The sequence below is a fragment of the Lyngbya sp. CCAP 1446/10 genome (assembly GCF_026130175.1).
Taxonomy (GTDB): Bacteria; Cyanobacteriota; Cyanobacteriia; order Cyanobacteriales; family Microcoleaceae; genus Microcoleus.
Window position 1 is genome coordinate 1 of record NZ_JAIGNI010000095.1, and the last position, 14,385, is coordinate 14,385.

General features: G+C 47.7%; 13 protein-coding genes. 5 read left to right on the forward strand and 8 right to left on the reverse strand.

The annotated features are described in order from the left end of the window. Positions 1-197 precede the first annotated feature (197 nt). The gene (locus K4039_RS25440; protein WP_265239300.1) at positions 198-3,827 is read right to left on the reverse strand and encodes a CHAT domain-containing protein; all 3,630 of its coding nucleotides are present in this window, start codon (positions 3,825-3,827) and stop codon (positions 198-200) included. 405 nt (positions 3,828-4,232) lie between these two features. Then, the gene (locus tag K4039_RS25445; protein WP_265239301.1) at positions 4,233-5,504 is read right to left on the reverse strand and encodes an aspartate aminotransferase family protein; all 1,272 of its coding nucleotides are present in this window, start codon (positions 5,502-5,504) and stop codon (positions 4,233-4,235) included. A 128-nt stretch (positions 5,505-5,632) separates the two neighbouring features. Here K4039_RS25445 and K4039_RS25450 point away from each other — a divergent pair, with 128 nt between their 5' ends. After that, positions 5,633-6,904 carry a ribulose bisphosphate carboxylase small subunit gene (locus tag K4039_RS25450; RefSeq protein ID WP_265239302.1) on the forward strand — a complete coding sequence of 424 codons (1,272 nt, stop codon included), beginning with the start codon at positions 5,633-5,635 and terminating at the stop codon, positions 6,902-6,904. A 132-nt stretch (positions 6,905-7,036) separates the two neighbouring features. Here the strand turns inward: K4039_RS25450 and rbsK are convergent, their stop codons facing one another. After that, the gene (gene rbsK, locus K4039_RS25455; RefSeq protein ID WP_265239303.1) at positions 7,037-7,966 is read right to left on the reverse strand and encodes a ribokinase; all 930 of its coding nucleotides are present in this window, start codon (positions 7,964-7,966) and stop codon (positions 7,037-7,039) included. A 199-nt stretch (positions 7,967-8,165) separates the two neighbouring features. Here rbsK and nblR point away from each other — a divergent pair, with 199 nt between their 5' ends. The 4 genes from nblR to K4039_RS25475 all read left to right on the forward strand — a co-directional run bounded on the left by nblR (position 8,166) and on the right by K4039_RS25475 (position 10,629). Next, complete coding sequence (nblR, locus tag K4039_RS25460; RefSeq protein ID WP_265239304.1) at positions 8,166-8,861, forward strand: response regulator transcription factor NblR; 696 nt, start codon at positions 8,166-8,168, stop codon at positions 8,859-8,861. A gap of 168 nt (positions 8,862-9,029) precedes the next feature. Then, on the forward strand, positions 9,030-9,542 hold the full coding sequence (locus K4039_RS25465; RefSeq protein ID WP_265239305.1) for a DUF192 domain-containing protein: 513 nt from the start codon (positions 9,030-9,032) through the stop codon (positions 9,540-9,542). A 302-nt stretch (positions 9,543-9,844) separates the two neighbouring features. Beyond that, entirely contained in the window at positions 9,845-9,967 is a 123-nt protein-coding gene (locus tag K4039_RS25470) for a hypothetical protein (RefSeq protein WP_265239306.1), read from the forward strand. A gap of 449 nt (positions 9,968-10,416) precedes the next feature. Beyond that, positions 10,417-10,629, forward strand: coding sequence for a DUF2949 domain-containing protein (locus K4039_RS25475; protein WP_265239307.1), 213 nt, complete (start codon positions 10,417-10,419; stop codon positions 10,627-10,629). A gap of 58 nt (positions 10,630-10,687) precedes the next feature. Here K4039_RS25475 and K4039_RS25480 read toward each other — a convergent pair whose 3' ends face one another. From K4039_RS25480 to K4039_RS25500, 5 genes are all read right to left on the reverse strand, one after another. Next, a complete protein-coding gene (locus tag K4039_RS25480) occupies positions 10,688-11,845 on the reverse strand; it encodes an alanine--glyoxylate aminotransferase family protein (RefSeq protein WP_265239308.1) in 1,158 nt (385 codons plus the stop codon). Between the two features lie 86 nt (positions 11,846-11,931). Beyond that, positions 11,932-12,177: a DUF5340 domain-containing protein gene (locus K4039_RS25485; protein WP_106333603.1), complete on the reverse strand. Its 246-nt coding sequence runs from the start codon at positions 12,175-12,177 to the stop codon at positions 11,932-11,934. Positions 12,178-12,529: 352 nt separating this feature from the next. Continuing rightward, positions 12,530-13,429 (reverse strand): indole-3-glycerol phosphate synthase TrpC, encoded by a 900-nt coding sequence (trpC, locus tag K4039_RS25490; protein ID WP_265239309.1) that lies wholly within the window; start codon positions 13,427-13,429, stop codon positions 12,530-12,532. A gap of 26 nt (positions 13,430-13,455) precedes the next feature. Further along, entirely contained in the window at positions 13,456-13,776 is a 321-nt protein-coding gene (locus K4039_RS25495; protein ID WP_265239310.1) for a Txe/YoeB family addiction module toxin, read from the reverse strand. Beyond that, a complete protein-coding gene (locus K4039_RS25500) occupies positions 13,760-14,056 on the reverse strand; it encodes a type II toxin-antitoxin system Phd/YefM family antitoxin (protein ID WP_265239311.1) in 297 nt (98 codons plus the stop codon). The genes K4039_RS25495 and K4039_RS25500 overlap by 17 nt, the downstream gene beginning before the upstream one ends. Positions 14,057-14,385 lie beyond the last annotated feature (329 nt).

Here is a 14,385-nt window from a genome sequence, read left to right on the forward strand (position 1 = left end):
ATCATGGGCGACATAAGAAGAACCAAGTAGGTATAATATTTGACATCAATACCGAAACATGAACCTATTCATATTCACTCATTTATTTATTATACACCGCTGAGGTTATTAAATTTTCATTCCTAAGAAATCAACGGGGTATTTAAACATGATTTTGTATAACCAATGACCAATGACCAATGACCAATGACCAATGACTAAACCCCAGCAGCCGTAAAAGCCGCCCAGTGATACGGATTAGCAAAAGGATAGGGTTTGCGGTTGCGAATTTGCTGCAAAGAAGCCTCAGCAATAACGCGAGAACTTTGAGAAAGCCGATCGAACGTTTGCGAAATTTGAGGCTGAAAATCCGCCAGCAACACCTCCAATTCCTCGCCAGTCAAATCCCGCAGCCACCTTTGAGCCTCCGAAAGCGCTAGGGCCACATCTCCCACCTGCAACCGAGGAAACCGCCCTAAATTTTCATAAAACTTGCTCGTCAGCAGCAGCGTCGAAACATCATTCACCTTCCACAGAGTGCTGACAACACTAGACGTGCCAGCATACAACAAACCCGCCGACAAACCGACAAAATCTTCAGCACCGCCTCGAGAGCCGGCAGTAATTTCGCAAGCCGATAAAGTAACTAAAAAATATTGCCGAAAATCGAGATTAAAAATTTCCTCCAAACTCATATAGTCATTTCTCAAAAACACGCCAGATTTGAGTGGGAAATCGCAATCAAGCACACTCAAACAAGCAAAGTGAGCGCATTTTTTCTGCTGCAACTGTCCTATTTTCATGGATGAATCCCCATCATTAACAGATATCGATCGGGAAAAAGCCTGTTTAATCGTTGGCTTGTGGCGCAAAACTTCTGCACTGGAAAAATACTGGGAAATATTTCCGATTTCAAGGTTGCTGTAAAGCGCATCTTTGCTGAAAGTGGGAACTGCCAACAGGTGCTGTAAATTCGGTCTGTATCGGCCAATAGCTGCGCTGCGCGCGATTTGTCTCAACCGCAAGATCTGACAGCTAGGAGCATAGCGAATTCCTCCGGCAAATCGATCGATCAAATAAGCAGCAGGGGGTGAAATATCCCCAAAAGCCGAACTTTGAGAAAAATCCGAACCGTTGTGCGTATCCAGCAGATCGCAACCGCTGCGATCGCCCCAGTGAGACCTAAAAACTGCCCCGGTATCCTCAAACCCGTCTCTCACCCCCAGAGGCAAAGCATGGAGCGGCAAAGCGTGCAAAAATCGGTGCGGCACAACAATCAGCCGATCGCAATTTTGGGGAATCAGCGCCACCACTCGATCTATTTCCAACAGCGACGCCAAGCGTTTGAGGCGAGCCGGGAGATGATTGATCCAGCGACCTTTTTGCTCAGAATAAGCGCTGAGGTACTCCCCGGCCCAACTTTCGGCAGCCAAAGCATTTTTCGGCGAACACAGGTGAACGGCGGGATATTGTGCACTCTTCACCACCACAAAAGCCACCAACAAATCCCCCAAACTCGCCCACACCACAGCAGCGCAATTGGCATCGGGCAACAATTGGAGAATTTGCTCAAAAGCGATCGGTTCAACTTTGCGAGCTAAGCTGAAGAAAGGGTCGTTTGCCTGCACCTCGCGAGCAATCAACTCATCAAACTGCCGCCACAATTGATTTAAGTGGATGAAATCTGAATTCGGCAGCAGAGAACCGCTGTTCAAATCGTGGCTGTCGCCCTCAGAAATCAAGGTAGTGCTCGGCTCAGGTTCTCGCTGTTGTTGCTGCCGCTGTTCCCTCCCTATTTCCAGTTGCAGCGACTCCAACTGGCTGCGCACCGCTGCCGGAATGTCGCCTTTCGGCGTCAGAGGGCATTTAACCAGCAGTGCTACCAAATTCCGATTTTTGTGGCGTTCGGCGTATTCCAAGGCTCTAGCGAAATATTCCGGCTGGCTGCGGCCGAGTTCTAGACAAACTTGGATTAGACATTTATAGAGTCCATTCCAGGTGCTGGCTAATTTGACTGTTGCGGTACTCGCCCGATCGCCCAAATCGGCCGCATCAACCCCAACTTCGCTGCGCAAGAATTCAACAGTATCAACAGCAGTAGTAAAAACCCCGTAGGCGCGCAGCAACTCGCCTCGAACTCGGTAAGCTTGGCCCAAATAAACTAAAATTTGCGCCCATCTGTGGGGATAGCTTTCGCGAGTGTAGATTTCGCCGGCACTGTGATAGCAGGCGATCGCAGTTTCCAGGTAAGACGAGTTTTCCGTCTCCGTCAGTTCCGAAAAAGCCCGGCCCAGATAAATTTGCAGCATTGCCCAGCGGTTGGGAGATCGCTGCTTGGTGTAGACTTGGGCTGCATTTTGATAACAGGCGATCGCGCTTTTGAGGTTGCGGTTTTTTTCCCCTTTCACGTGTTGGCTGAAAGCGCGTCCGAGGTAGGCACAGAGCATTGCCCAGCGTTCGGGAGTTTTTTGGCGGTTGCAAAAGAGCAAAGCATTTTGATAGCAGGCGATCGCCATTTCGATATTTTCGGCTTTTTCCCCTTTCACCCGCAGACTGTAGATCCTGCCGAGGTAAGTTTGGATCGAACCCCAGGCTTCGGGAAATTTGATGCGACTGTAGACTTGCAAAGCATTTTGAAAGCAGGCGAGTGCCATTTCCACATTTTCCACTGGATCGCCTTTAATCCGATCGATAAACACCCGGCCCAAATTCCTTTGAGTCGTCGCCCATTGCACCGGAAAAGCTTCCTTAGTCCGCACTTGCAAAGCTCTCTGGTAGCAGTTGACAGCGTATTCGAGATTTGCGGCTCGATTGCCCCGCAGGAACTCATAGTAAGCATTTGCCAAATTATTTTGAGTCGTGGCCCAGCGTCGGGGAAACGCCTTGCGGTTGTAGACTTGCAAAGCATTTTGGTAGCAAGCGACTGCCAGTTCGAGATTTTGGGCTTTGTCGCCCCGCAGTCGGCGGCTGTAAGCGCGGCCGAGATTGTGTTGAGTGCTCGCCCAATCTCCCCCGAAAGCCTCGCGGGTACGCACTTCCAGCGCGTTTTGATAGCAAGCGATCGCCTGTTCGAGATTGTCGGCCGGATCTCCTCTGAGGCGATCGCTGTAAGCGCTTCCGAGATTATTTTGTAGTGTCGCCCACTGGGATGGGTACTGTTGGCGAGTGCGCACTTGCAGGGCATTTTCAAAGCAAGCTATCGCCTGTTCGAGATTGTGAGCCTTATCACCTTTAGGATAACCGCTGTAAGCGTTGCCCAGATTGTTTTGCATCACCGCCCACTCTTGCGGAAAGTCTTTGCGGGTAAAAACCTTAGCAACTGTTTCGTAACCGGCAATTTCGATTTCTAAGTTATTCGCCTTGCTACCGAGGGGAAACCCCCCAATTTTGTTGCTCAGATTGCCGATGAGGGCTGCAATGCGTGTCGTCTCCGATTCTTTAACAGCAGGGATTACCAAACTTCCCCAGCGGCGCAGCAGTTCTGCAAAATTATGGTCAAGTTTGTCTAAATTGGTTCTCAGCAGCGAGTATAGATGCTGCGAATCAGTGCTGCGCGCCACCGCCTGCAATACTTCTGCTAAAAAAGTGAGATATGATAGCCCAGTTACGGATAATTGAGAATTGCCCTTTGCAGACTCTAAGGGTGCGATCACTTTTTGGAAGAATTTGGCAGCCCTGAGCAAACTGTCTCGCGTCAGTGCGGGATCTTCCAAATAAAGCGTTTGTACGAACCCAAAGTCGATCAACTTTGAGTCAGCCCTCAAAATCAAATCTATTCCTGAGTCCACAGGATGTTCCAGCAGCGCTCGGAGCATATTAACATCAGTTTCGCGACGCTGTTCGTCCATCGTGCATTCCGCCGAACTATTAACGATACGATCACTGCTTCTGTGCAGCAATTAAATCACTTCCTGGTTTAAATTTCAATCTCTAACCGGAGGTAGGAGTCGCCGAGGGAGATTAAAGAAACTAGCTTTTTCTACCATAACTATCGCCACAACGTATTTGCCTAAAAAAACAGGTTTCCGCGCAAGTCCTAAAACTTGACAAACCCGCCCCCACAGATTTGCAGCGGGGCGGGTTTAATTTTTACCCTGATAGATTTTAGACTCAGAAACCCAGTTTCTTGCAAACTACGGGGTTTGGTAACGAGAAATCTCGATAAGAAACCGGGTTTCTGAGCAATAGCACGTCTACAGTATTGCGATCGCCAGTTGCAGCCCTAAAGCGAACTAAAATCAACTCAGTCGATTTTAGTGTAACGCTTGAGAACGCAGCGCTGACTCAACTGCCAACAAAGCCCGATCGACTTCAGCCGCAGAAACAATCAGAGGCGGCACAAACCTCAGCACTTTCGGCCCGGCGGGAACCAAAAGCACACCAGCGGCGATCGCAGATTTGACAATATCAGCCGATGTCAGTTCGATGTCAGCCTGCAATTCCAGCCCGACAATCAAGCCCCAGCCGCGCACCTCAGCAATCAAATGCGGAAATGTGGCCGCCAGCTTGTTGAGGCCAGCTTTCAACTGTTCCCCGCGCTGCTGGACGTTTTCCAGCAGGTTTTCCCGTTCCAAAGTTTGGCACACGCACAAAGCAACAGCGCAGACAAAAGGATTACCACCGAAAGTGCTAGCGTGACTTCCCGGTTCAAATACATCGCAGTTCGACTTACACAACATAGCGCCGATCGGGATACCACCGCCCAAGCCCTTCGCAGAGGTAAAGATATCCGGTTCAATACCGAGGTTTTCGTAACCCCAATATTTGCCACTGCGTCCCATCCCGACTTGCACTTCGTCGAGAATCAGCAAAATGCCTTTTTCGTCGCAAATTTCCCGAATCCGTTGGAAATAGGCGATATCTCCGGGGCGAACTCCGCCTTCACCTTGCAGCGCTTCCATCATAATTGCAGCTACTTGGCGTTCATCTTTGTCGAGTTCGTCGATCGCCAGTTCGATCGCACTGATATCGTTATAGGGCACATAGTGAAATCCGGGAACCAACGGACTAAAACCCTTCTGATATTTAGGCTGTCCCGTCGCCGTAATCGTCGCCAAAGTCCGCCCGTGGAAACTCGCAACAGCAGTAATGATTGTCGGATTCGAGATATTTAATTTTTCGTGAGCGTACTTGCGCGCCAGTTTAATTGCCGCTTCATTAGCTTCCGCGCCGGAGTTGCAAAAGAAAGCTCTGTCCGCGCAAGAATGGTCTACAAGCCACTTTGCCAGCTCGCCCTGTACGGGGATGTAATAAAGATTAGAAACGTGGTGCAGCGTCTGAATTTGCTGAGTTACCGCTGCAATCATCGCCGGGTGAGCGTGTCCCAGAGTGCAGGTAGCAATACCCGCCACAAAATCGAGATATTCGCGGCCCTCGGTATCCCAAACGCGGCAGCCGAGGCCTCGTTCTAGGGCGATCGCAAAACGCCCGTAGGTTGACATTACATAGCTGTCGAAGCTCTCAGAACTGAAGGGACTGGCTTCGGCTTGCACGGTTGGTTCTTTTAGTAAGGTTTCTTGACTCACGCATCGCTCCTTAAAAGATCATATGTAGACCTCGATTGTACGGTAAAAATCCAGGTTAGCGGTGCAGGCTGTTAGTTTTGTCATAAAATCATAACAGTAACATCAATTAATCCCTCAAAAATCTACTGATGAGTTATTACATTTCTCCTAGCTTTCTCGATCGAGTTGCAGTACACATCACTAAAAACTTTTTAAATTTGCCTGGGATAAGAGTTCCCTTAATTTTGGGAATTCACGGCCGCAAAGGAGAAGGTAAAACTTTTCAAACCGAACTGGTTTTTCGGCGGATGGGCTTTGAACCCGTGATGATCTCTGGCGGAGAATTAGAAAGTCCAGATGCGGGAGATCCGTCGCGTTTAATTCGCTTGCGCTACCGGGAAGCTGCGGAGCAAATTCGGGTGCGGGGCGAGATGTGCGCCATTTTTATTAACGATTTGGATGCCGGTGCTGGCCGGTTCGATTCTAATACTCAATATACCGTCAATACTCAGATGGTGAATGCCACTCTGATGAATATTGCCGACAATCCAACTAACGTGCAGTTACCGGGAAGTTATGACAGCACGCCGCTGCACCGAGTGCCGATTATTGTCACCGGAAATGACTTTTCAACGCTGTACGCGCCGCTGATTCGCGACGGGCGGATGGAAAAGTTTTATTGGGAACCCAGCCGCGATGATAAAATTGGGGTTGTCGGCGGAATTTTTGATTCGGACAAATTGTCCAAAACCGAAATTGTCGCTTTGGTAGATAATTTTCCCGATCAGTCGCTCGACTTTTTTAGCGCTTTGCGATCGCGCATTTACGACGAACAAGTCCGCACATTCATTCACAAAATAGGAATCGAGCGAGTTTCCAAACGTTTGGTAAACAGTACAGAAGCACCGCCCGATTTCCATAACCCAGATTTCAGCCTCGCTCGTTTAGTAGAAATGGGCGGTTTGATGGTGGGTCAACAAAAGCGGATTCAGGAAATGCGCTTAGTGGATGAATACAACCAATCGCGACTTTTCAACGTTCAAGGAACCGCCAATGTTCCCGCAGCCGCCCCAACGCAAAATCAGTTAAACGATCCGTCATCCAAATATTATAAGGCTTACGTCGAGCCAGGTTCTGAAGGTGGTAACGGTCATGCGGCGCGGCTAAGTTCCGAGGTATTGGAACAAGTGCAGCAGTTGTTAGCAAGAGGCTGCAAAATTGGCATGGAATATGCAGACAATCGCCGATTTAAGACTGGTTCTTGGCAAAGTTGTGCGACAATTAAAACAACACAGGAAAAAGATGTAGTTGCATCTTTGGAAACTTGTTTATCCGAACATGGCGGGGAATACGTGCGGCTGATTGGTATCGATCCAAAAGTCAAGCGCCGAGTAGTTGAAACAATTATTCAGCGGCCATAAAAGAAGACCGGGCGGTTGAAACCGCGTCTATACAAGCAAAACCCGCCTCCGCGGGTTGAAGACACAGGCGGTGAAAATTACGTGATCCTCTCTTAGTCCGCGGAGGCGGACATCGTTTGTGTAGGCGCGGTTTCAACCGTACGTCCGATCTAAATTCTGCAAAAAATTATCAAAGGTTGCCCGATCGCACATAGCAACCTGAGCACCCACCTTAGTTGTACACAGAGCGCCCGCTGCACAGCCCCACACCACTGCCTCTGACAGCGATCGCCCGCCATCTAACGCAGCAGCCAACCCGCCGTTAAAAGCATCACCAGCAGCTACAGTGTCGATCGCTTCCACAGCAAAAGCCGGCACAAAAAAGCTCTCATCCTCAGTCACAGCAACAGCCCCGCGATCGCCCAATTTGACAATAACATTCTCGACACCGCGTTCCTGCAACTGTTTAGCTGCTAAAATCGCAGTTTCAGTGTCATGCACCCGAAAACCCACTAGCTGACTGGCCTCCACTTCATTCGGCGTGATGATGTCGATTAATGGATAAAGTGCGAGTGGCAAATCCGCCATAGGCGCTGGATCGAGAATCACTCGCACCCCCGCTTCACCCGCAGCTTGGGCGGCTTTGATCACAACTTCCAGGGGAATTTCTAACTGTAACAGCAACGATGTAGCTGACAGCAACAGTTTTTTGAGACGTTCTATCTCTGCTTCACCGACATTGTGATTTGCACCAGGAATCACAATAATATTATTTTGACCAGTCTCGTCTACGGCGATAATTGCCACACCTGAATGAGTGCTTTTATCAATTAATATATTGTTTGTATTTAAACCATAAAATTGTAAATTTGTCAATAATTCTTCAGCAAATTTATCATTACCAACGCGGCCGATGATGTTGGTAAAAGTGCCGAGACGGGCGGCCGCAACTGCTTGATTAGCTCCTTTACCACCGCCGGCCGTGAAAAAATTGCTACCGATGATAGTTTCCCCTGGCTGTGGCAATCTGGGAGTTCTTGCTACTAGGTCGATGTTGATACTGCCGAATACGATTATGGTCATGGATTATTGAATTTGGTAATTGGTAATCGGTAATGGGGAATTGGGAATTTTCAACCAATGACAACTGACAACTGACAACTGACAACTGACAACTGTCAACTGTCAACTGACAACCGTCAACTGTCAACTGTCAACTGACAACTGTCAACTGTCCCTCGATACGTGCTAGAACAGTTATGGTCATTCACCGGTCAATTCAATGGCTGCAATTTCTCTCGATCGCAATCCCTGTGTTCTGCTAGTAGAAACAGACGAAGTTCTCGCCGGACACTTGAGTCTAGACTTAAAATCCTCCGGCTACGAACCGGTAATAGCATCTAATATCGCCACCGGCCAACATTTAGCCCATGAATTGCAGCCAGCTTTGATTGTAATCGATCGCATACTTGGCTCTGAGTCGGGACTGACGCTATGTTCTCATCTCAGAAGTATTGGTAATCGATCGCCCGTGCTACTATTGATCGGTCGTGATACAGTGGACGATCGCGTGGCTTGTCTGGAAGCTGGGGCGGATGATTATTTTCTCAAACCTTATCGCACTGAGGAGTTTTTGCAGTTGGTGCGCTTGTATTTGCAGCCCGATACTAGCAGCAACCAGCAATTGAGGTTTGGCGATTTAGTCTTGGATTTAGCCTCTAGGCGGGCCCTGCGCAACGGACGGACGATCGACCTGACGATGAAAGAATTTGAGCTGCTAAAGTATTTGATGGAACATCCCCGCGAGGTTTTGACTCGGGAACAAATTCTAGAGAATGTTTGGGGTTACGACTTTCTGGGCGAGTCGAATGTGATTGAGGTTTACATCCGCTATCTGCGCCTCAAGATTGAAGATGAAGGCGAAAAGCGCTTGATTCAGACGGTGCGAGGTGTTGGCTACGTGATGCGCGAAGCTTGAAGTCAGTTGACAGTTGTCAGTTGACAGTTGTCAGTTGACAGTTGACGGTTGACGGTTGTCAGTTGACGGTTGTCAGTTGACGGTTGACAGTTGTGAGTTGACATTGGTTAAAAATTACCAATTCCCCATTACCAATTTCCCATTGCCAATCTAAAATCTTAAATCATTATGAGTTATTTCGCTACTTTCCTAAATATTGGGGTAATTATATTTTTGCTGGGATGTTCGCCGGCTTTACCTGTCGCGAATGCTGTTACTGGCATTTTGGCCTCGCAGTCTCCAACGGCGACAACATCCGGTCAAGTTTTGCCTGTTTCTGCTAGAGCTCGGATAGCCGATCGCCCAATCGAACTCGAAGTCGCTAAAACACCGGAACAACAGGCTATGGGTTTAATGTACAGAACTTCTCTGGCCGATGACAGAGGAATGCTGTTTGAGTTTAAACCGGCGCGGTGGGTCAATTTTTGGATGAAAAATTGCCAGATTTCTCTGGATATGATTTTTCTGCGGGATGGAGTAGTCACAGCTATCGCAGCCGAGGCGCCTCCCTGTACAGCCGATCCTTGTCCTACCTACGGGCCTGATACTCCTGTCGATCGAGTGATTGAACTTCGTGGCGGGCGGGCTGCTGAACTCGGTGTCAAAGTGGGCGATCGGATTGAAATCGAGTTTTTAAACTAAAACTTCGGATATTTTCATGGCTTACCCATCGGGACTAGAAACCCGGTTTCTTCCCATATTTCTCTAATGAAACGCAAAATTTCCTAGCAACCGGGTTTCTGAGGTAACTCCCCTCTTCAGAGCCGGCTGAGTTCGGATTCGCAAAACCCGCAAAAATTAATAAAGTTTACAAAAATTTACAAAATTTGTTAGATTATTAATGTAAGATTCAGCACAAACAGGAAAAGATTTGCTACGATGTCAATCTCAGTCAGGCTGGGCTTGAGCTTGTTTGCAGAATCTGTAAATTGTGGGTCGCAGGTATGAGACGAGTCAGCGACTCGTTACCAATCCTGAGAGACGGTGGTGGTCTCCAAGACCTCGATCGCGAAAGGCAATTTTCTGGAACTTTAGGCGATCGACCTCTATCTACTAAACCTATCTGAAGTAAGATGCGACGCGCTAAATTAATTGGCAAAGTTGATCTAAGGTAGCAGATTCGGGTTCGAGCAAAATATCTGACCAATATTGCAGCAGTAAATTTGCGGATTCTGCATTTTCGCAGATGAAGCTAAACTCTGAACCTGGTTTATTAGTTTTAAGTAGCAGAATTTATTTCAGATTCGCGCTGCACAGATGCCGAGGTATTCAGTTTAGGTTTTGATCGCGATCTATCGAGCGATCGGGCCATCCGCAAAAGTGCAAAACCTTTCGCTTTTTGGGAAAGGTGGGCTTTCAAGTCCCACCCAGCACTAAGTTCACATTTTCAACAACCGCTAATACTGTTTTAACAGCTATCCACGGTTAAAAGACAGATTTAAAACTGGCTTATTACTAATCACAAACATCAGGTTCACATCAGAAAATGGTGTCCTATACTTGGAGACAAAATGACATGGCACCCGCTACTTACACTAAATTAATTCGATTTTTACAAGAAGATTTGGCAATTTCTCCCGCTTCAATAGCCGTAGCCGAACGTCGCGGCGACAAACAGCGGCAGCGCGATAAAGACCCGAATTCGTTGCCGATGGTTCTGTGGCAGTACGGTTTAGTCACTCTAGACCAGTTGGATAAAATCTTTGATTGGTTGTCCGAAGCATATTAAAAGGATTTTAGATTTTAGATAATAAAATCCAAAATCCAAAATCCTTTAATAACTTAGATTAAGATCCAGCCAAAAGTTTCGCAGCAGCGGCAACGCCGGCACCAGGAGTATAGCCTTCATGGCCCAATTCTTGCAATACGACTTCCAAGGCGGAAATAGCTGCTAGAATATCGCGATCGCACACAAAGCCCAAATGACCGATTCGGAAGATTTTACCTTTCAAATGGTCTTGTCCGTCGGCTAGAGCAATATCAAACTTCTTACTCATCAAAGTCCGCACTTTTTGAGCATCTACAGATTCAGGCGGCATCACCGAAGTAATCGCAGGGCTGGCGCAACCGTCAGCAGCGAATAATGGCAAACCTAAAGCTTTCATTGCCGCGCGAGTAGTTGTCATCAACCGTTTGTGCCGCGCGAAAACGTTTTCTAACCCTTCGGTTTTCATCATCTGCAATGTAACTTGCAGTCCAAAAAACATATTGACCGGCGGAGTAAAAGGAGTGGTATTTTTGGCAGCGTCTTTGCTATATTTGCCCAAATCCAAATAATAGCGAGGTAGCGTCGCAGTTTTGTAAGCTTTCCAAGCTTTCGGGCTAACAGCCACAAAACCCAAACCAGGGGGAATCATATAAGCTTTCTGAGAACCAGAAGCAATCACGTCAATTCCCCAAGCGTCCATCGGTACGTTGGCTGCACCTAAACTGGTGACAGCATCTACCATGATTAAAGCTTCGCCGTGGGCTTTGACGTGGCGGTTGATGGTTTCGAGGTCGTTGAGAACGCCCGTGGAGGTTTCCGAGTGGGTGATGATGACAGCTTTGATTTGCTTCTCTTTATCAGCTTCCAGTTTTTCGCGGAAGTCTTCGGGGTTTAAAGGTTGGCCCCACTCAGCTTTGATGATTTCGACATTTAAACCGTAGGCTTCTGCGACTTCGGCCCAGCGTTCGCCAAATTTACCATTGGTGCCGACTAAAACTCGATCGCCCGCACTCAAGAAATTAATTATCCCAGCTTCCATCGCGCCGGTACCAGAAACGGTCAAACTCAACACGTCACTTTTGGTTTGGTGCAGCCATTTGAGGTTTTCGGTACATTCTCCAAAAATCGCGTCAAATTCCTTGCTGCGGTGACCCATCGGGTGTTTGGCCATCGCCAGCAAAGCCGCTTCGGGCACCGGTGTCGGGCCGGGAATCATCAGCATTAATTTGTTGTCCATAATCCTGTCCTAACTTTTTCTGTGGGAGTTAATAGAATAAATCAAAAATTGAAACTTTAAAGTCTGCACTATAAGTTTTTTAACTTTTAATTTTTAACTCCCGTAGAGTTAGTTTCATTTAGAGACCAGCGGTATTCTACCGCTAAGTTCGATCGCTGGCAGCTTTGTTCTAATTGCTTTTGAATGGCAAGGGCTTTACGCAGTGTAATAATAAGTTGGTGAACTTGTTGCTGCTGCGGCGATTGTGGACTGACAGCAAACATTGTTTTACGTTCTAACAATTGAAGTAACAATTCATAATGAATGTACGAAGGCAGGGGAATTGGCTCCATGAAAGCTAACATACCTCAGCGAACAGAAACCCCATTGCAATTGCATGGAGCATCACAGGTGGACATTAGATGCCTGATTTTTTTATCGGTTTGCTAGCCGTACAAAAACCCCAGCTTTGCCGATCGAATTTTCGGCGGCTGGGTGCGTTGGTAGCGCTAAATTTGGCGATCGACTAACCAGAGCGAATAGATTTAATTGGTTTTTTCCAGCTATTTCTATGAAATATAGCTGGGGACGCTAATTTTCCATAAATTAAGCGCCTGAGTCGATACAGGCCAGAAATGCTGATTATTTACATACTTAATCAATTTCTATCAGAATTCAGGGGTATTTGTCAAGCGGTCTGGCCTTTTAGATTTGCGGATGAGCCTTGGCTAGGGAGGCTAAAGCAGCGCCCGGATCGGGCTGTTTGACTAGGGATTCGCCGATGAGGACGGCTTGGACTCCGGCAGTTGCAACTTGGTTGAGGTCGTCTGCTGTGTGGATTCCTGACTCGCTGACGGTGAGGATGTTTTTTGCTTGGATGTCGGTTTGGCGATCGGCTAATAGTTGACCGGTGGTTTCTAGGCTGACGGAAAAGTTTTCTAGGTTGCGGTTGTTGATGCCGATTAATTCGACTCCTTGTAGGGTTAATACGCGATCGAGTTCTTCGAGTGTGTGAACTTCGATTAAAGCGGTCATGCCCAAAGTCTTGACAATTTTTACAAAGTATTGTAAGTCTTTGTCAGATAGAATGCTGGCAATTAATAATACAGCATCTGCGCCGTGAATCCGAGCGAGATAGATTTGGTAGGGATAGATAATAAACTCTTTGCAAAGTAGCGGCAATTCGACGGCGGCACGGATTTTAGAGAGGTTGTCGAAGCTACCTTGAAAGAACTTTTCATCGGTAAGTACGGAGATGCAGCTAGCGCCGTTTTGTTGGTATGCTTGGGCGATCGCCACGGGGTCGAAATCTTCACGAATTACGCCTTTGCTGGGGGAAGCTTTTTTGACTTCGGCGATGATTGCGGGTGTGGTTTTACCGTTTTTGAGCGCGCCGAGGAAGTCGCGGATGGGGGGCGCGAAAGGGAGTCTTTTGTGAAGTTCGGCTAGTGGCGTGCGATCGCGCTTTTGGGCTACTTCTGCTTCTTTTTGCCAGACGATTTCTTCGAGGATGTGGCGGGGTTCGGAGTCGGGTACGGCGATTTCGTAGCTGAGGTAGAGTACGGAGACTGAGGTGCTGGGGGGACGGCGGCGGATTTGAAGCATGGTAAGGGGGATAAAGGGCGATCGGGCTAATCTTCGTAGTGATAGCGAGCTTGGATAAAATCAATTCGATTTTCGCTCACTAAGTAAACTATTCTATGCTCTTGGGTAAGCCTTCGCGACCACGTACCCGCAGCCAAATATTTTAGGGGTTCTGGTTTGCCGATACCTGTGAACGGATCGCGCACGATTGCTTCTACCAATTTTAAGAATCGGAGGGCAACTTTGCGATCGACTTCCACCCAATAGGTGAGGTCTTCTAGGAATTTAGGCTGAAAAACTGCATCGCGAACAGCGGTTTTCTCCGGTTCAGGCGTTTCTTGTGGCTGTTGTTTACGCTTCTTCGCCAAGTCCTAACTCCTGGCGTAATTCTCTGACAGTCTGAGGTTTGACAATTCTGGCTTGTGCGTCTTTTAGGGCGCTTAACAGGCGATCGGCATTTTTGGGCGATCGCAGCAGGTAGACTGTCTCTATTAAGCTTGCCAATTCGTCAGCAGCAATTAAGGCTACATTTTCGCCGTTTTTGCGGGTGATGATGATGGCATCGCGATCGTTGATCACTTGTTCGCACAGTTCCTCAAGATTGGCCTGAGCTTCAGTATAGGTGACTTGGGTTTGTGTGAGTGACATGGTTTTGGGCTTACCAATACTAAGAATATTATAAGGGCGATCGGGTGATTAGAAGTCTTTATTTATAGCGCTGAGGCAGAAACCGGGTTTTTTCCGATTTTTTTGCGTGAGTGCCTTTAACCTTGCTAAAAACCCGGTTTCTTGAGTGACTACTCCTGTATAACTTTTGAGAATTGGGAGCAAAAGCGGTATTTGCAAGCTGCCAGGGCTATTTCATTCTAAACAGATCTTTGAGTATGCTACAACTAAAGCCAGCGAGACGTTGAGCTTGAGCCATGTTTTGGAAGCCATGATCGCGATACAAATTCAAGGCAAAATTCCGTGCGATT